This is a genomic window from Pseudomonas baltica (assembly GCF_031880315.1).
Taxonomy (GTDB): domain Bacteria; phylum Pseudomonadota; class Gammaproteobacteria; order Pseudomonadales; family Pseudomonadaceae; genus Aquipseudomonas.
In genome coordinates, this window is record NZ_CP134771.1 from 1,280,916 (window position 1) to 1,299,878 (window position 18,963).

Genomic DNA, 18,963 nt, shown 5'->3' on the forward strand with positions numbered 1-18,963 from the left:
TCCTTGAGGATAGGAGGCGGGGTCAGTGACCCCTGATACTCCACAAGAACGAAACAGCGGCAGGCTGATTTAGCCTTTACACAACAGCGGCAGAAACGGAGCCCGATCAGGCTCCGACCCACCACATCGCGGGCGATTCCATCAGCGCCTCACGCTCATACCGGCGCAAGTCCACCTCCAGATTGGCCTTCAACAAGCGCAGCACCTTGGCCTCGTGCTCATGAATGAAGAAATGCCCACCGGCGAGCATGTCCAGCGAAATGTTCGCTTCGGTTTCCGCTTGCCAGGCCATCAACTGCGCCTGGGTGGCCTTGTCCTCAGCGCCGCCCAGCACGTGCAGCGGGCAGCTCAGGGGTGGCCGCGCGCGATACGCATAGCGCCCGCACAGCAGGAAGTCGGCGCGCAACACAGGCAAGATCAAGGCCATCAGTTCGGCGTCGTCGAGCACCTGTGGCGGCGTGCCTTGCAGGTCGCGCAGGTCGGCCTTCAACGCGTCATCCGACTTGGGTTCGGCAAAGCCGCGGTCGTAGTCTTCGCGGCGGGTCGGTGCGGCCGTACCGCTGGCGAACAAGGCCACCGGTTCCAGAGCGCCGAGCTCGCGCAAGGCGTGCACCAGCTCGAAGCCTAGCAAGGCGCCCAGGCTGTGCCCAAACACCCCGTAAGGGCCTTGAATCTGCGGTGCCAGCTCGCGGGCCAGCTGCTGCGTCAAGGCCTGCATGTCGGTCTGCAGCGCTTCGCCGAGGCGCGCGCCGCGGCCTGGCAGCTCGACGGGCTGCACCTGCAGCCATTCGGGGAGCTTGCGCCGCCAGCGGCTGTAGACCATGGCACTGGCCCCTGAATAGGGCAGGCAAAACAGTTGCATCGTCGCCATGGTCGGGACCTCAGTGCACGGCTTGGTTCTCGCGCAGGCGCGCTTGCTCTTCCATGTGCTTGCGCAGGCTCAGGGGGCGCATGTCGGTCCAGACTTCTTCGATGTAGGCCAGGCACTCCTTCTTGAAGCCGCTCTTGCCGACGGTGCGCCAGCCTTTGGGGACTTCCTTGTAGTCAGGCCAGATGGAGTACTGTTCTTCGTGGTTGACCACGACTTGAAAGAGGATGTCTTCGCGATCGAATACCGAGGTCATAGTGTTGCTCCTTGAGGGTGGATGCGACGCAGGGGCCGCGTTTAATCAAGACGAATGAGGGCTTTGAAAATTAAGTCAAAGGCTTCGCGGACAGAGCCCGCGAAGCTGTTCAGGCGCCGGTCAGGGCGCCAGTCACGGCCTTGGCGAAGATCCGCGCCACCTCATCGATCTGTTCGGCGGTGATGATCAGCGGCGGCAGAAAGCGCACCACGCTGCTGTGGCGTCCGCCCACTTCGATGATCAACCCGCGCTTGAGGCACTCGCGCTGGATGCGGCTGGCCAGGGCGGTGTTGGCGGCCGGGTGGCCGAGGGGGTCGGGCGCGGCGTGAGGGTCGATGATCTCGACGCCGAGCATCAGCCCGCGGCCGCGTACGTCGCCCAGCTGCGGTACGCGTTTTTGCAGGTCCAGCAACTGCGTGCGCAGGCGCTGGCCCATGCTGGCGGCATGTTCGACCAAGCGGTGCTCTTCGATGTAGCGAATCACCGCAGAGCCCGCCGCCATGGCCATCTGATTGCCGCGGAAGGTGCCGGCGTGGGCACCGGGCTGCCAGGTGTCGAGCCAGTCCTGATAGACCATCACCGCCAGCGGCAGGCTGCCGCCGATGGCCTTGGATAGCACCACCACGTCGGGGACGATGTGCGCGTGCTCGAAGGCGAACAGCTTGCCGGTGCGGCCGAAGCCGGTCTGAATCTCGTCGATGATCAACGGGATGCCGGCCTTGGCGGTGATCTCGCGCACGCCACGCAGCCACATGTCGGCGGCCGGGATCACACCGCCCTCGCCTTGCACCACTTCGAGGATCACCCCGGCCGGCGCCTGCACGCCGCTTTCCGGGTCGTTGAGCAGGTTGCGCAGGTAGCGCAGGTTGACCTCGACCCCGGGCACGCCGCCGAGGCCGAACGGGCAACGGTAGTCGTAGGGGAACGGCATGAACTGCACGCCCTGGCTGACCATCGCGCCCAGGGGCGTCTTGGCCTTGAGGTTGCCCATCAGGCTCAGCGCGCCCTGGCTCATGCCGTGATAGCCGCCGTGGAAGGCCAGGATGGTGCTGCGCCCAGTGGCCATGCGCACCAGCTTGAGGGCGGCCTCGACGGCGTCGGTGCCGGTGGGGCCGGTGAACTGGATTTTCGCCTTGGTGGCGAACGATGCCGGCAGCGCGGCGAACAGGTCCTGCACGAAGCGATCCTTGACCGGGGTGCTGAGGTCGAGGGTGTGCAGCGGCAGTTCGTCATCGAGCACCTGGCGAATGGCGTCGATGACCACCGGGTGGTTGTGGCCCAGCGCCAGGGTGCCGGCGCCGGCCAGGCAGTCGATGAAGGTGCGGCCCTCGACGTCTTCGACATGAATGCCCCGGGCCCGTTTGAGCGCCAGCGGCAAGCGCCGCGGATAACTGCGGGCGTTGGACTCCTGCAGCTTTTGCCGGGCCAGGATGGGGCTGTCCTCGAAGTGGTAGTCCTTGTCTGCTTCGTGGGCGATGGGGCTTTCGGCTAACACTGTGCTCATGGTCATGCTCCTGAAAGAGAAGTTAAAAAGCCGAGGGTGGGTTGGTTTTCTGAAGGTGACTGGCAAGCAGGGTCCGCATCACAACGCCTCCAACCGAGCCATCAGGTCGTCGATGCGGCTGACCTTCTGCTCGGTCAACGCGCTGCCATCGAGGCCGTCGATATAGCGCGCCAACGCCTGCACGGTGCTGCACTCGAACATCGCCCGCAGCGGCACACTGCGCTGCAACGCCTGCTGCACCCGCGAAGCGATCTGCGTGGCCAGCAGCGAGTGGCCGCCGAGGTCGAAGAAGTCGTCGGTAACGCCCACTCGGGGGGCGCCCAGCACCTCGCTCCAGATCTGCACCAGGGTCTGTTCCAGCTCGCTGCTCGGCGCCACATAGTGCTGCGTGGCGCTGAAATCCGGGGCCGGCAGCGCCTTGCGATCGAGCTTGCCATTGGCGTTGAGCGGCAACTGCGCCAGGGCCTGCCAATGGCGCGGCACCATGTAGTCCGGCAGGCTCTGGCTCAGGTGCGCCTTGAGCGCTTCCCAGTCGGGGCTGGCCTGATCGCTGACCACATAGCCCACCAGGTACTGACCGGTGGCCGCGTGCTGCGCCGCCACCGCCGCCTCACGCAGCGACGGCCACTCACGCAGGCGCGCTTCGATCTCGCCCAACTCGATGCGATAGCCACGAATCTTGACCTGATGGTCGACCCGGCCCACGTACTCCAGCACGCCATCGAGGCGCCGCTGGGCCAGGTCGCCGCTGCGATACAAGCGCTCGCCGGCAGTGCCGAACGGGTCGGGCAAGAAACTCGCCGCCGTGCGGGCCGGATCGCGCAAGTAACCGCGCCCTACCCCGGTACCGGCGATGAACAGCTCGCCCTGAGCCAGCAACGCGACGCTGTGCAATTCGTCATCGAGCACGTACAAACGGTTGTTGTCGGTGGCGCTGCCGATGGGCAGATAGCTGCCGGCACTGGAGGCCGCGTCGACGCGGAACAGCGCCACGTCATCGGCACATTCCGCTGGGCCGTAGGCGTTCACCAGTGCTACCGATGGGTAACGTTGCAGCCATTGGCGGGCCAGCGCCGGCGGCATCGCTTCACCGGTGGGCAGCAGCCAGCGCAGGCGCTCAAGCTCGGCAGGCGCTTCGGCCAGCAAACCCTGAATCAGCGACGGCACGCTTTCGAGCACGGTGATGCCGGTGTCGCGGACATGGCGCAACAGCGCCGCCGGATCATGAGCGATGGCGTCGGGGACGATCTCGATGCGGGCGCCACACAACGCAGCGGCGAGGAACTGCCACACGGAAATATCGAAGCCCTGGGAAGCGGTCTGGGCGATCACGTCGTGCTCATCGAGCGCCAGATACGGCACCTTGCTCAACTGGTTGTTGAGCATGCCGGCCTGATGCACCGCCACGCCTTTGGGCACCCCCGTGGAACCGGAGGTATAGATCACATAGGCCAGGTGCTGGCCGGTCACCGCGATGCCCGGAGCAGCCACTTCGCCGCCACCCTCCTGTACCTCGTCCCACACCAACAACCGGGGCCGCCCGGCACAACTCAGCTCGTCGAGCAACTGCTCGGCCTGCACCCGACACGCCGCGCTGCACACCAGCACCGGCGCGGCACTGACCTCGAGGATGCGCGCCAGGCGCTGCGGTGGATGGGCCGGGTCCAGCGGCACATAACCGGCGCCGGCCTTGAGGCTGCCGACGATCATGCCCAGCAACGGCAAGCCTCGCTCGGCCAGCAAGGCCACCGGTTGATCAGGTCGCACACCGGCCGCCAGCAACGCCTGGCCCAGGCGATTGGCGTAGCGATCGAGCTCGGCGTACTGCCATTGCTCGCCAGCGCAGACCGCCACGATGCGCTCGGGATGCGCCGCCACCTGCGCCTCGAACAGCGGCACATAGCCCTGCTGCAACGGGTAGTCGCGCGCACTCTGGTTGCACTCTTCGGTCAGGAAGCAGTGTTCATCCGCGGCCAGCAACGGCAGCGCGGCGAGGTCCTGTTCGAAGCCGTCGACCAGCGCCAGCAACAAACGCTGGAACTCGCCGAGCAGGCGCTCGACGGTCGCCACGTCGAAGAAGCGGCGGTCGTAGGACAGGTGCAGGCCGAGGTCGTCACCCGGATAGCAGACTACCGTCAGCGGGTAGTTGGTGTGGGTGCGGCCGGACTCCGAGCGTGCGTTGAGGCCCTGGGCGCCTTGCAGCACCGTGGCGTCGACCGGAGCGTTTTCGAACACGAACAGGCTGTCGAACAGCGGCTGGCCCTTGGGCAGTTCGCTGCACGCCTGAATGCTCACCAGCGGCAGATGCTCGTGCTCGCGCAACTCGAGGTTGCGCTCGAACAGCTGTTGCAACCAGCCACGCACGCGCAACGGCTGACCGACATCCGGCATGCGCACCCGCAACGGGATGCTGTTGATGAACAGTCCGACGCATTCCTGCATCTGCGGCAGGCTGGCCGGGCGCCCGGCCACGGTGACGCCGAACAGCACGTCGCGCTCGCCGCTGTAGCGGCGCAGCACCAACGCCCAAGCCGCCTGGGCGAAGGTGTTGACGGTCAATTGATGGCGCTGGGCCAACTCGCGCAGGCGCGCGCCTTGCTCGGGCTGCAAGCGCCGGTAAACGTCGCCGACCTGCATGCCACCGTTGTCGTGGAGGATCGGCCGGTCGCTGGGGATCAGCGTCGGTCGCGCAAAGCCGGCCAGCGTCTCGCGCCAGTAGCGTTGCGACGACTCCAGGCCTTGATGGTGCAGCCAGGCGATGAACTCGCGGTAGCGCGGTGGTGTGCTCAGTTGCGCGTCGACGCCCTGCTCCAGCGCCTGATAGATGACCATGAAGTCGCCCATCAGAATCGAACGGCACCAGGCATCGATCAGGATGTGGTGGTTGCTCATGATGAACCAGTGCTGCTCCGGCGCCAGACGGATCAGGCGCAGGCGCAGCGGCGGGCGCTCCAGCAGCGCGAAGCCGGCCAGGCGCTCGGCTTCGAGCAGCTGTTGCAGGCGCGCTTGGTGGCCTTCGGCGGGCAGCGCGCTCCAGTCGAGGAACTCCACGCCGTCGCCGTCACCGCGATGAATCACTTGCAGCATCTGCTCACCGGCGTTCCAGCTGAACGAGGCGCGCAGCGCTTCGTGGCGCGCCACCACGGCGCGCCAGGCACGCTCGAAACGCTCGACGTCCAGGGCGCTGTCGATGGTGTAGCGATCCTGCATGAAGTAGATGCCGGTGCCCGGTTCCAGCAGGGTGTGCAGCAGCAGGCCCTCTTGCATCGGCGTCAGCGGGAACACGTCTTCGATGGCCTTGAACGGCAGAGGCAGGGCGTCGAGCTGGGCCTGATCGAGGCGTGCCAGCGGGAAGTCCGACGGCGTCACACCACCGCTCTCGGGTAGCAGGCAGTGGTCGATCAGCGCGACGAGGTTGCGCCGGTAAGCCTCGGCGAGGTGGCTGATGGTCTGGGTATGGAACAGCTGCTGGCTGAAGGTCCAGCGCAAGGTCAATTCCCCACCATAGACCTGCCCGTCGACGCTCAGCCAGTTGGGCAGCTCGGCGTCGCTGGCATGCTGGGCACCGCCGGCTTCTTGCAGCGGACGCAACAGCGCGTCGTCGGCAAAGCCCTGATCGAACTGGCCCAGGTAGTTGAAGGTGATGCGCGCCTGGGGCAAGGCCGCCATGGCCTGACGGCCGGCGTCGTCGGCCAGGTAGCGCAGCACGCCGTAGCCGAGGCCTTTGTGCGGCACGCTGCGCAGGTGTTCCTTGATAGCCTTGAGGGTGTCGCCGGTACTGGCGCCGGGTGTCAGGCGCAGCGGGTAGGCGCTGGTGAACCAGCCGACGCTGCGGCTCAGATCGATATCGTCGAACAGCTCTTCGCGGCCGTGGCCTTCAAGTTGCACCAAGGCCGAGGTCTGCCCGGTCCAGGCGCACAGGGTGCTGGCCAAGGCGCTGAGCAGCAGGTCTTCGGTGCGCGCACGATAGGCTTGCGGGGCCTGATGCAACAGGCGGCCAGTGATCTCGGCAGCCAAGGTGACGCTGACGCTGCTGGCGTCGCGCTCCAGGTTGGCGGTGTCATGAAAATCCCTCGGCAACTCGCCGTCGACGCCTTGCAGCTGGGTTTGCCACCAGCCCGATTCTTCGCGCAGCGATTCGCTGCTGGCATAGCTGTGCAGGCGCTGGGCCCAGTCACGCAGGGCGCTGGTCTTGGTCGGCAGTTGCGGCGCCTGGCCTTGTTCGAGCTGACGGTAGAGATGCTGCAGATCTGCCAGCAGCACACGCCACGACACGCTGTCCACTGCCAGGTGATGGATCACCAGCAGCACACGCTCCGGCGTGCCTGGCACCAGCACCGCACGCAACAGCGGGCCTTGCTGCAGATCGAGGCTCTGTTGCGCCTGTTCGAACAGCGCCAGGCGCTGCTCGGCGCTGCGCGCCTCGCGGACCCAGAGCAAGGGCTGCAGGCTATCGGCAGGCCGATATTGCGCCCGCCAAGGCGCGCCCTTGCCACCGTGCTCGAAGCTCAGGCGCAGGGCATCGTGGTGCACCTGCAGCGCTTGCAACGCCTGCTCCAGCAGCGCCGGTTGCAGGGGCTGCAGCGCCTGCATCAGCACGGATTGGTTCCAGTGCTGCGGCGCGGCCAGTTGCTGTTCGTAGAACCAATGCTGGATCGGCGTCAGCGCGGTGGCGCCGGTCACCGGGCCTTGATCGATGCTCAGGCGTTCGCTGAGGGTCGAGGCTGCCGCCAGGGTGCGCACGCTTTGGTGCTGGAACAGGTCCTTGGCGCTGAAATGAATACCCCGTTGACGAGCGCGGCTGACCACCTGGATCGACAGAATCGAATCACCGCCCAGGGCGAAGAAGTTGTCATCGATACCCACCCGCGCCGCACCCAGCACGGCCTGCCAGACCTCGACCAGACCGCGTTCGATGGCATTGCCCGGCGCCTGATAAGCCTCTTGCGCGGCACTGACGTCGGGGGCCGGCAAGGCGCGGCGGTCGAGCTTGCCGTTGGCGGTCAGCGGGAAGCGCTCCAGCACCAGCAGGTGCGCCGGCACCATGTGCTCGGGCAGACCGTTGTGCAGATGGGCCTTGAGCACTTCGCGCAAGGCGGCGGACTCCAGGCCCGGTTCGGCCAGCAGGTAGCCCACCAGTTGCTTGCCCGATGGGCCGTCGACGGCCAGCACGACGGCTTCACGTACCGATTCGTGGGCCAGCAGACGGGCTTCGATCTCGCCCAGCTCGATGCGAAAACCACGCACCTTGACCTGCTGGTCGATGCGCCCCAGGTACTCAAGTTGGCCGTCCGCGCGTTGGCTGACCAGATCGCCGGTGCGGTACAGCCGCGCGCCACCCTGGGTATCGAACGGGTCGGCCACGAAGCGCTCGGCGCTCAAGCCCGGGCGACTGTGGTAACCACGGGCCAGGCCGTAGCCCCCGACGTACAACTCACCCACGGCACCAGCGGGCAGTTGCGCCAGGTCGGCATCCAGCACGTACAACTGGCGCGCGCCGACCACCGTGCCGATCGGCACGCTGCTGGCGCCGGCTGGCAGCGCTTGCGGCACTGCGCACGCCATGGGCATGACCACGGTTTCGGTGGGCCCGTAGGCGTTGAACACGGCTTGCGGGGCGAAGCTTTCCCGCAGCGCGTGCAGATGGTCCGGGGTCAGGGCTTCGCCGCCGGTGATACACAGGCGCACCGGTAGCTGCTCGTGACGACCGCGCAACCACTGCGCCAGCTGGCCGCCATAGCTCGGCGTGAAACCAAGGACATTGATGCGCCGGTCACGGATCAGCGCGCAGATCGCTTCGGCATCCCACTGGCCTTGTTCGCGCAGGATCACTTCGGCGCCGAACAGCAACGGCACCAGCAGGCGCTCGCTGGCGGCATCGAAGTTGATCGAATAAAAGTGCAGTTCACGGTCAGCCGGGCTGGTCTCGAACAAGCGCCCCACCGCCAGGCAGTGCATGGCCAGCGGCCCCTGCTCGACGGTCACACCCTTGGGCAAACCGCTGGAGCCGGAGGTGTAGATCATGTAGGCCAGGTGCTGCGGCTGGCTGCGTTCAGGCAGATCATCGCTGGGGTAGGCGCCCAGCCCAGCGCGTTGCTGCTCCAGGCTCCAGGGCTGCACATGGGACGGCAACGGCGCGAGTTGGCTGAGCAGTTGGTCATGGCCGAGCAGCACGGCGATGCCGCTGTCTTCGATCATGTAGCGCAGGCGCTCCAGCGGGTATTCCGGGTCCAACGGCACGTAGGCGCCACCGGCCTTGAGCACCGCCAGCAGGCCGACCACCAGGTCCACCGAACGACGCAGGGCCAGGCCCACACGCACCTCAGGCCCGACGCCCAGCTCGATCAGGCGCCGGGCCACGCGGTTGGCCTGGGCGTTGAGTTCGGCGTAGGTCAGCGACTGCCCGGCGCAGGTCACGGCCAGGCCATGCGGGGTTGCCTGCGCCTGGTGCTGGAACAGTGCGTGAACACTGGCAGGCACTTTATCGAGCACCTCGCCACGGCCGCTGGCGACCAGCGCCTGGTGCTCGTCGGCGCTGAGCAGCGGCAATTCGCTGAGGCGTTGCTCGGGGTCGGCGAGCATGCTGCGCAGCAAGCGTTGCCAGTGCTCGGCCATGGCTTGGATGCGCGCCGCGTCGAACAGGTCGGTGCTGTAGGTCAGGCAGCAGCGCAGCTGCGCGTCGAAGTCGGTGACCTCCAGGTTGAGGTCGAACTTGGTCGCCCGCGCGTCGTTGACCAGATAGTCGACCTGCACGCCACCGGCCAGCTCGCGCTGCTGCTGGAATTCCCAGCGCTGCACGTTGCACATCACCTGGAACAGCGGATTCCAGGCGGCGCTGCGCTGCGGTTGCAAGGCTTCGACCAGATGATCGAAGGGCACGTCCTGATGGGATTGGCCCTCGATCGCCACCTGGCGCACCTGGGCCAGCAGCTCGCTGACAGTCATTTGCCCGTGGGGGCGAATGCGCAGCACCTGGGTGTTGAGGAAGGCGCCGATCAGGCCTTCGCTTTCAGGACGAATGCGGTTGGCCAGCGGCACGCCGATACGCAGGTCATCCTGGCCGCTATAGCGGTACAAGAGCACGGCCAGGGCGGCGCTCATGGTCATGAACAAAGTCAGGCCGCGGCTGCTGTTGAAACGCGCCACCTGGGTCGCCAGCTCGGCGTCCAGATCAAAACGATGCAGCTCGCCGCGATGGCTCTGCACCGCCGGCCGGGGTCGATCGCTGGGCAGCGCCAGCAAGGGTTGCTCGCTGCCCAGTTGCGCGCGCCAGTAATCGAGCTGGCGCTGCATTTCGCCGCCTTCAAGCCACTGACGATGCCAATGGCTGTAATCGAGGTACTGCACCGGCAGCGGCGCCAGTGGTGATTCGCGCTCATCGACGAAGGCGGCGTACAGCGCCGACAGTTCGCGGGCGAAAATGTCCATCGCCCAGCCTTCGGTGACGATGTGGTGCAAGGTCAGCAGCAGGTGATGCTCGCGCTCGGCGCTTCTGGCCAGGCACACGCGCAGCAGCGGCCCGGTCTCCAGATCGAAGGGGGCGTGGGCTTGCTCTTCGGCCACACGCTGAATGGCCACCTGGCGGTGCGCTTCGGGTTCGCTGGACAGGTCCAGCCACTGCATGGCCACATCGGATTGGCTCGACACCTGCTGCCAGGGCTTGCCGTCTTGTGCCGGGAAGGTGGTGCGCAGGCTTTCGTGGCGCTGGATCAGCGCCTGCAATGCACGCTCCAGGCTGTCGACATCGAGCGTGCCGCGCAGCCGCGCCATGCCGCCGACGTTGTAGGCCGGGCTCTGGGGGTCGAGTTGCCAAAGGAACCACATGCGTTGCTGGGAATAGGACAATGCCACGCGCTGGCGGCGGTCGACCCGTTCGATGACGCCCTGCCCGTCGACCCGCCCGTCTTGTTGGGCCCGTGCGACCCAGGCGGCGAAATCCACCAAGCGCCGAGACTCGAACAGCGCCCGCAGGGGCAGATCGACGGCAAACGCTTGACGCGTGCGCGAGACGATACGGGTGGCCAGCAGCGAGTGGCCGCCGAGCTCGAAGAAGTCGTCGTCGAGGCCAATGCGCTCCAGCTCCAGCACCTGGGCCCAGATCGCTGCCAGCTGGATTTCGCGCGCGTCGCGGGGCGCGCGGTACTCGCGAAGCGCGGCTTCAGGCTGCGGCAAGGCGCGGCGGTCGAGCTTGCCGGTCGGGCTCAGGGGCAAGGCTGGCAGACGCAGAATATGCGCCGGGATCATCGGTTCGGGCAGCCGTTGTTGCAGGGCCGTGCGCACGCGGCTGGCCAAGGCGGCGGCGGACTCTTCGCCCTCGGCCACCAGATAGGCCAGCAGTTGGCCGCCGCCGGCGCCGTCAGCAAGGATCACTGCCGCCTGACGGACGCCGGATTGTTCCAGCAGGGCGTTGCGGATTTCTTCGAGCTCGATGCGCACGCCGCGCAGCTTGACTTGTTCGTCGAGGCGGCCGAGATACTCCAGGGCGCCGTCTGCACGCCAGCGGGCCAGGTCGCCGCTGCGGTACAGGCGACCACCGCCATCGGCGGGCAGGAAGCGCTCGGCGGTGAGGGCTGGCCGGCCGAGGTAGCCGCGCGCCAGGCCGGTGCCGCCCAGCAGCAGTTCACCTTGGGCGCCGGTGGGGGATAGTTGCCAGTCGTTGTCGCGGATCTGGGTGAGGACATTGCTGAGGGGGCGGCCGATGGGGATTCTGGCTGCGGGTGTGCGATGGTCTTGCGGGCCTCTTCGCGGCCAAGCCCCGCTCCCACCAGTGTCCGGGTCTGGATTGGCTGACGCTGTGACCCCCTGAAGTGTTGCGCCCTGCACTGTCGGAGCAAGGCTTGCCCGCGAAGGGGCCGGCGCAAGCTGCCCGAGATCATCGGCCACACACTGCCAATGGGTCACATTGATAGCCGTTTCCGTCGGCCCGTAGCGGTTGTGCAGTGCCACCTGAGGCAGCCTCTCATGCACCCGGCGGCACAGTTCGGCCGGCAGCGCTTCGCCACCGCTGAACAGCAAACGCAGGCTGGAGCATTGGCCAACCAGCGCTTCATCCACAAACAGTTGCAACAGTGGCGGCACAAAATGCACGACCGTCACGCCGTGCTCGCGCACCAATTGCACCAGCCGCTGCGGATCGCGGTGTTCATCCTTGCCGGCCAACACCAGGCGGCTCCCCGCGATCAGCGGCAAAAAACACTCCCACAGCGACACATCGAAACTCAACGGCGCTTTTTGCAGGAGCACATCGCGGCCACCGATGGCGTACTCACGCTGCATCCACGCCAAGCGCTCGGCCAATGCGCCGTGGGTGCTGCCCACCGCCTTCGGCCGCCCGGTAGAACCGGAGGTGTAGATGATGTAAGCGAGGTTATCGGCGTGCAACGCCAAGGTCGGCGCCGCCACCGGCACCTCGAGCAACGCTTCGTCCAGCACCGCGTCGAGTAACAGGGTCGACCAACCGTCCGGCACCTCGAAGGCCTGCAGCACCTGCGCCTGACCCAACAACAAGGTGATCGCGCTGTCCTCAAGCATGAACTGCAGACGCTCGCGCGGATAATCCGGGTCCAGCGGCACATAGACGCCGCCCGCCTTGACGATCGCCACCAGCGCCACCATCAGTTCCAGCGAGCGCTCCGCCAGTACCCCGACGCGCACTTCGGGGCCGATACCTTGCTCGCGCAGGCGCTGGGCCAGGTGATTGGACAACTGATCCAGCGCGCGGTAACTCAAGGTTCGCGCGCCGACCACCAAGGCGATGTCTTCAGGCGTGGCGTGGGCCTGTGCCTGCAAGCGTTGCGGCAGCAGCCAGGTCGGTGCGGGTTGTGGATTCTCGCCCCACGCCAGCAACTGCCGCGCGTCGTTGTCGGTCAGCGACGCCAGTTCGTCCAGCGCCGTGTTCGGCTGGTCACACAGCTGCTGCACCAGCGCGACATACTGCTCGGCAAGGCGCTCGACCGTGGCGCGCTCGAACAGCTGCGTGGCGTAGTCGAACGACAGGCGGATGCGCCCCTGCTGATCCTGCTCGCTGTGCAACTGCAGGTCGTACTTGGCCTCGCGGCTGTGCCACGGCAGCTCCTCGGCGAACAGCCCCGGCAGCAGCCGCAAGGCGCTGATATCGCGCTGCAGATGGTTGAACATCACCTCGAAACCGGCATCGTCGCCCAAGGCCGCGTACACCTGCTGGTAGTCCAGCCGAGCGTTGGCCTGGGCCTCCAGCACGCGAGTGCGCACCGTCGCCAGCAAGTGGGCGAAGGACTGGCGCGTATCGATCTGCGCGCGCAGCACCTGAGTGTTGATCAAAAAACCCACCAGCCCTTGGCTGGAGCGCTGCTGACGGTTGGCATTGGGCACCCCGACACGGATATCGGCCTGACCGCTGTAGCGCTGCAACAGCAACTGCCAGGCCGCCAACAGCAGCATGAAGGTACTGGCGCCCTGGGCTTTGGCCAGGGCTTGCAAGCGTTCACCGAGCGCCGCGGGCAGTGGACGGCTCAAGCGTTCGGCCGGCGATGGCTGCAAGCCGCGCGGGTGATCCAGCGGCAAGGCCAGCGGCTCACGCTCGCCGCCCAGGGTGGCGCGCCAGTAGGCAAGCTCGCGGCTGACGGCCGCGTCGTCCAGCGCAGCGTCGCTCAGCCCCGCAGCATAGTCGCCGTGATTGATCGGCAATGGCGCGAGCACCGAGGCCGTCTCACCGCTGCTAAAGGCGGCATACAAGCGCGCGAACTCGTCGAGCAAAATACCGAACGACCAGCCATCGGCAATGATGTGGTGCACGGTCACCAGCAGCAGGTGATCCTGGTCGTCGAGGCGGATCAGGCGCACTCGCAGCAAGGGGCCGTGTTCGAGATCGAAGGGGATGGCGGCTTCCTGATTCTGCAGGGTGGCGACGTCTGGCGCGGTGCCGCCGAGGTCATCGTACTGCAGCGCCCACTCGCTGCCGTCGCCCAGGCGTTGATAGCAGCAGTCGCCGTCCTGGTAGAAGCGTGTACGCAGCGCTTCATGGCGCTCGACCAAGGCCGCGAAGGCGCGGGTCAGGGCCGGGCGATCCAGCTCGCCACGCAAGCGCAGGCCACCGGGAACGTTGTACGCCGGGCTGTCGGGTTGCAGTTGCCAGAGGAACCACAGACGGCTTTGCGCCGGGGTTTGTGGCAGCGGTTGATCGGAGTTGCGCGGTGTTTTCTGCGGGGTCGACGCTGAGCGGTCGGCTTGCAGTGCCTGCACGGCCGCGGTGAAGGCGCCCAGGTCAGGGGCTACATAAAGGGTTTGCAGTTCGAGGTCGATGCGCAGCGCGTCGCGTAACTCGGCGATCAACTGAATTGCCTGAATGGAGTTGCCGCCCTGGGCGAAAAAGCTCGCACCGGGCTCCAGCGTCTCGACCCCGAGGGTTTCGCGCCACAGTCGCGCAATGTGCTCGGGCAGCGCTTCGCCTTGATCCTGAACAGCCCCGGTGTGCACCTCGCCCAGTTGCCATTGCGCCACGCACGGCAGGCTGCCCTCGCGCCACTGCGCAGCGCAGGCGGCGCGCTGCAGCTTGCCGCTGGAGGTCTTGGGCAGGCTGCCGGGTTCGAGCAAGAGCACCACGGCGGGGGCCTCGTGATGGACCTCGGCGACCTGCGCGCGAATGGCGGCGATCAAGTCATCGGTGGCGTACTGCTTCTGCACCCGCCGGCTGATTTCTGCGGCAATCCCAAACGCTTCGCGGGCAGCGCCCGCTCCAACACCATTCCCTGTGGGAGCGGGCTCTGCCCGCGAAGCGTCTACTGCAAACACCGCCACCCGGCCCTTGCGCACCGCCTCGATCCGCGCCTCGACCGTGCGCTCGATATCCTGCGGATACAGATTTTGCCCACGGATGATCAACATGTCCTTGATCCGCCCGCTCACATACAACTGCCCGCCGTGCATGAAACCCAGATCGCCGGTACGCAGCCAGGTGCTGCCATCGCGCGGGATGAACGCCTTGGCGCTGGCCTCGGGGTTGCGCCAGTAACCTTGGGCAACACTCGGCCCGGCGCTGCAGATTTCGCCCACGCAGCCATCGGCCAAGGGCTCGCCGGTGACGGCATCGATGATCATCACTGAATGCTCGGGCTGCGGCCAGCCGCAGCTCATCAGGCGCACGCCCTGGCCGACCTTGGCCTCATGCCGGGCCAGCGCGCTGGCGTCCAACTGCAACGCATCGATGCCCTGCCCCGGGCGGCTGCCGGTGACGAACAGCGTCGCCTCGGCCAGCCCATAACTGGCCAGATAGGCATTGGCATCGAAACCACAGGCGCCGAAACGCTTGGCGAAATCCTGCAGGCTGTCCTGGCGAATCAACTCCGAGCCCGAGAACGCCACACGCCAGTGCGTCAGGTCCAACCCCGCCAACTTGTTATCCGCAATCCGCTCGACGCACAGGCGATAGGCGAAGTCCGGGCCGCCACTGATGGTGCCGCGGTAACGGCTGATCGCGTCAAGCCAGCGCAGCGGCCGTTCGAGGAAGTATTGCGGCGCCATCAGCACCACCGGCACGCCGCTGTAGATGCCCTGCAGCAGGCCGCCGATCAGGCCCATGTCGTGGTAGAGCGGCAGCCAGCTGACGATCACGTCATCGTTGTCGATCTCGTAGCCCTGGCGGATCAACCAGGCGTTGGCTTCGAGGTTGCCATTGCTGACCTGCACGCCTTTGGGGGTGGCGGTGGAGCCAGAGGTGTATTGCAAAAAGGCGATGTCTTGCGCACGTGGGCCGTCGCCGCTCCAGCGCTCGTCCTGTTCGGCGTCGAGCTGATCGACCGCCAGCAGCGCCGGCATGCGGGTGTCGCCTGGCAAGGTCAGCTCGCTCAGGGCCGGCAGCAACTGCGCGGTGGTGAGGATCAGCCCCGGCTCGGCGTCGTCGATGATCGACAGCAGGCGCTCCAGGTGCTGCGGGCGCATCGACTCCGGCGGATAGGCCGGCACGGCGATGACACCGGCATACAGGCAGGCGAAAAACGCCGCGACGTAGTCCGGGCCACTGGGCAGCAGCAACAGCGCACGCTCGCCCGGCTCGGCACGCTGTGTCAGGGCGGCAGCCATGACGCGGGCGCGCTGGTCGAGCTGGCCGTAGGTGAGCACCAGGCCGTCGTCACTGTGGCCATCGAGGAAGCGCAGGGCCGGCTCATCCGCCCGTGTTGCGGCATGACGCAGCAGTGCGTGAGCCAGAGAAGTCGGGCGTTCGAAGAAGTTGGCCATCGCGGTACCTGTCCTCATTTCCATGGGTGCGAAACGGCTGACCGGGAACGGGCAACCGTATTTTCATGGAGGTGAAGACGGGTGAGGCGCGAAGAAAATTAGCCGGATCGAGTGATGGATGCGGCGGGACTTATTGGTGGGGTTGGCGGTGGTCGGGTCGGGTTCTACGAATCATCCCAGCCCCAGCGACGCCAGTATCTGCGTGCGCAACTCCACCAGATACGGATCATCGCGGCGTCGCGGATAGCCCCGCTCCACCACGATCTCGGATTTGACCCGCGCCGGTCGATCGCTGAACACGATGATGCGGTTGGCCATCAGCAACGCTTCTTCGACGTCATGGGTCACCATCAAGGCGGTATAGCCCTGGCGCTGCCACAGCTCGATCAACTCCTTTTGCATGGCGATGCGGGTGAGCGAATCGAGTTTGCCCAGCGGCTCATCGAGGATCAGCAAGCGCGGTTCGTTGACCAGCGCTCGGGCCAGGGCCACGCGCTGCGCCATGCCCCCGGACAACTGCCGTGGCCAGGCGCGGGCGAAGTCGCCCAGATGGACCTTGGCCAATGCCGCGTCCACCCGTTGCTCCTGGCCCTTGAGCACGCCTTGCGCTTGCAGGCCCAGCGCGACGTTGTCCCACACGCGCCGCCAGGGGTAGAGGGTCGGGTCCTGGAACACCACCACCCGGCTAGGGTCCGGGGCGGTGATGGGCTGGCCGTCGCCGTTGAGGGTGCCACGATCGGCCGGTTCGAGCCCGGCAACCAGGCGCAGCAAGGTCGACTTGCCGCACCCCGAAGGCCCGAGCAAGGCGACGAATTCGCCCGGCGCCACGTCGAGGCTGACGTTTTCGAGTACCGGCAACGGGGTGCCGTCGATGTCGAAGGCGTGGCTGAGGTTTTCGATGTGCAGCGCCAGGCCGCGATCATCTGCTGAGGCTTGTGCCAGGGCTACCATTTCACTGCTCCTTTCTGCCAGGCCAATAGCCGGTCACGAATCTTGAACAAGGCCGAGATCAGCCCCGAGCACGCCAGCGCCATCAGCAACAGGGCCGCGTACATGTTGGCGTAGGCCGCCCAGCCTTGAGCCCACTGCAGGTACCAGCCGATGCCGGACTTGACGCCCATCATCTCCGCCACCACCAAGGTCGAGAACGAAGCGCCCAGGCCCATGAACAGGCCGACGAACACATGGGGCAAGGCCGCGGGGATCGCCACGCGAAAGATCAGAAAACCGGGCTTGGCGCCCAGGGTGCGGGCCACGTCATAGTAGGCCTTGTCGACACTGGCCACGCCCGACCAGGTCAGCACCGTGACCGGAAACCAGGTCGCCAGCGCGATCAAGAACACACTGGCGCTCCAGCTGGTCGGGAACAGGAAGAAACACAGCGGCAGCAGCGCCGTCGACGGCACCGGCCCGAGGATGCGCAACACCGGGTGCAGCCAGTAGCCGATCGCCTGCGACCAGCCGATCGATACGCCGGCGATAAACCCGCAGACCGCCCCCAGCAACACCCCACTGCCGAGCAGCAGGGCGGAGTTCCACAGGCTGTCGAGCAGCCGCGCCCAGTCGTTGAAATACACCGCGATCAATGCCTGGGGCGGCGCGAAGAAAGGCACCGGCAGGCGTCCCGATTTGGCCGTCAGCAATTCCCAGATCGCCAGCCCCACGGCCAGGGCGATCAGCCACGGCGCCAGATGGCGCAAGCGCTTGGCCAGGCGCGGGGTGCGGGGCGCCAACAGCGTCAATGCGCCGATGATCACCGCCAGCCCCAGCTCGATATTGGCCAGCCCCACGGTCCACGGCCAGTGGCGCGTGGCGTCGGGATAGAAGCGCGTCAACAGCGCTGCGGCCAACCAGGCCACTACCGCCACCGCCGGCAGCCAGCCGACGGGGGTGGACAGGCTGCGCGGCAGGCTGACGCTGTGAGTCAGTTCATCAACTGAAGACATCGGCGGTGATCTCCTTGGCGAACGCGACCGCGTCGGTGCTCGAATCGAACACCTCGACGGTTTTCAGGTCGTTGACGTAGGTGACGATCTCGGTCGACAACGCCTGGCCGACCGCATGATGGCCGTGAGTGTGGTCGTGCATGATTGCCTGCACCTCTGCCGCGTTGGTGTTGAGGGCGAATTTCTCGAAGCCCTTGGCGACCACGTCCGGGTGCTTCACGGAATAGTCGTGGGCCTCGAGAATGGCCTGGGTCAGGGCCGCTGCCGCGCGCTTGTCGCCGCGCACCAGGGTGCCGCTGACGCCGACCACACAGCAGGACAGATTGGCGTATTCCTCGGACAGGTTGCTGGCCAGCTCGTGGGCCTGGCCGCCCTTGATCAGCCGGTACATGAACGGGTCGCTGCCGCTGATCGCTTGCACTTCGCCCTTGTCCAGCGCGGTGCCGAGCAGGTCGGCCGGGTACAGCTTCCATTCCACGTCCTTGACCGGGTCGACGCCGTGGCGCTGCAGCAGGATGGAGAAGAAGTTGCGGTCCGGGGCCGCCATGTCGGTGACGCCAATCGCCTTGCCCTTGAGGTCGGCGAGCGAGCCGATCGCGCTGCCGTTGGCGCTGAGCAAGCGCATGCAGCCACCGTGGGTACCGGCGGTGAGCTTGACGTCGAAGCCTTGCTCGAGCGCTTTGAGCCAGCGCAGGGCCATGCCGATGCCGGCGTCGGCCTTGTTGGTGGCGATGGCTTCGAGCAGTACCTCGGTGGAGTTGCCGAAGTTGACGAACTCGACATCCAGGTTGTGCTTGTTGAAGAAGCCTTCGCTGTGGGCGACCACCACCGGGGCCAGGCACACGGCGTTGAGGTTGATGGCCAGCTTGAGTTTTTGTGGCGCATCAAGCTTGATGAATTCGCCGGTGCCGTTCGGCTCTGCGCTGGGGGCCGCGTCACCATGGCCCGCGTGGTCGTGCTCGTCGGCGGCCCAGACGCTGCGAGTCGACAGCAGCAGCGGGCTGGCCAGGGCCACAGCGCCGTAGCCGAGCAGGGTGCGGCGCGACAACGGGTTGATAAGGGTGCGGACCATCGAACATCTCCATATATGACGGGATATGGCTCAATGGCGCCGCTGCTACGGTGGCCCTCAAGCAATTGAATGATTGCTCGCGCGCGGCGAGTCGGCGCCACCTTA

Annotated in this window: 7 protein-coding genes; all 7 read right to left on the reverse strand. The window is 66.5% G+C overall.

Features of this window, described 5'->3' with window-relative positions; all coding sequences use genetic code 11:
- Nucleotides 1–106: 106 nt before the first annotated feature.
- Nucleotides 107–871, reverse strand: coding sequence for an alpha/beta fold hydrolase (locus tag REH34_RS05585; protein ID WP_311971039.1), 765 nt, complete (start codon nt 869–871; stop codon nt 107–109).
- Between the two features lie 10 nt (nt 872–881).
- On the reverse strand, nt 882–1,124 hold the full coding sequence (locus REH34_RS05590; RefSeq protein ID WP_311971040.1) for an MbtH family protein: 243 nt from the start codon (nt 1,122–1,124) through the stop codon (nt 882–884).
- A gap of 109 nt (nt 1,125–1,233) precedes the next feature.
- Nucleotides 1,234–2,628: an aspartate aminotransferase family protein gene (locus REH34_RS05595; protein WP_409373249.1), complete on the reverse strand. Its 1,395-nt coding sequence runs from the start codon at nt 2,626–2,628 to the stop codon at nt 1,234–1,236.
- 78 nt (nt 2,629–2,706) lie between these two features.
- Nucleotides 2,707–15,840 carry a non-ribosomal peptide synthase/polyketide synthase gene (locus REH34_RS05600; protein ID WP_311971042.1) on the reverse strand — a complete coding sequence of 4,378 codons (13,134 nt, stop codon included), beginning with the start codon at nt 15,838–15,840 and terminating at the stop codon, nt 2,707–2,709.
- Between the two features lie 171 nt (nt 15,841–16,011).
- Entirely contained in the window at nt 16,012–16,791 is a 780-nt protein-coding gene (locus tag REH34_RS05605) for an ABC transporter ATP-binding protein (RefSeq protein WP_311971043.1), read from the reverse strand.
- On the reverse strand, nt 16,785–17,786 hold the full coding sequence (locus tag REH34_RS05610; protein WP_311971044.1) for an ABC transporter permease subunit: 1,002 nt from the start codon (nt 17,784–17,786) through the stop codon (nt 16,785–16,787). Before REH34_RS05610 ends, REH34_RS05605 begins: the two co-directional genes overlap by 7 nt.
- A complete protein-coding gene (locus tag REH34_RS05615; protein WP_311971045.1) occupies nt 17,773–18,858 on the reverse strand; it encodes an ABC transporter substrate-binding protein in 1,086 nt (361 codons plus the stop codon). The genes REH34_RS05610 and REH34_RS05615 overlap by 14 nt, the downstream gene beginning before the upstream one ends.
- Nucleotides 18,859–18,963: the final 105 nt, after the last annotated feature.

What these genes read in the sequence shown, in the direction of transcription:
- REH34_RS05605 (WP_311971043.1), bottom strand. Translation starts at nt 16,791, where the DNA reads ATGGTAGCCCTGGCACAAGCCTCAGCAGATGATCGCGGCCTGGCGCTG.
- REH34_RS05615 (WP_311971045.1), bottom strand. Translation starts at nt 18,858, where the DNA reads ATGGTCCGCACCCTTATCAACCCGTTGTCGCGCCGCACCCTGCTCGGC.
- REH34_RS05585 (WP_311971039.1), bottom strand. Translation starts at nt 871, where the DNA reads ATGGCGACGATGCAACTGTTTTGCCTGCCCTATTCAGGGGCCAGTGCC.
- REH34_RS05595 (WP_409373249.1), bottom strand. Translation starts at nt 2,628, where the DNA reads ATGAGCACAGTGTTAGCCGAAAGCCCCATCGCCCACGAAGCAGACAAG.
- REH34_RS05610 (WP_311971044.1), bottom strand. Translation starts at nt 17,786, where the DNA reads ATGTCTTCAGTTGATGAACTGACTCACAGCGTCAGCCTGCCGCGCAGC.
- REH34_RS05590 (WP_311971040.1), bottom strand. Translation starts at nt 1,124, where the DNA reads ATGACCTCGGTATTCGATCGCGAAGACATCCTCTTTCAAGTCGTGGTC.
- REH34_RS05600 (WP_311971042.1), bottom strand. Translation starts at nt 15,840, where the DNA reads ATGGCCAACTTCTTCGAACGCCCGACTTCTCTGGCTCACGCACTGCTG.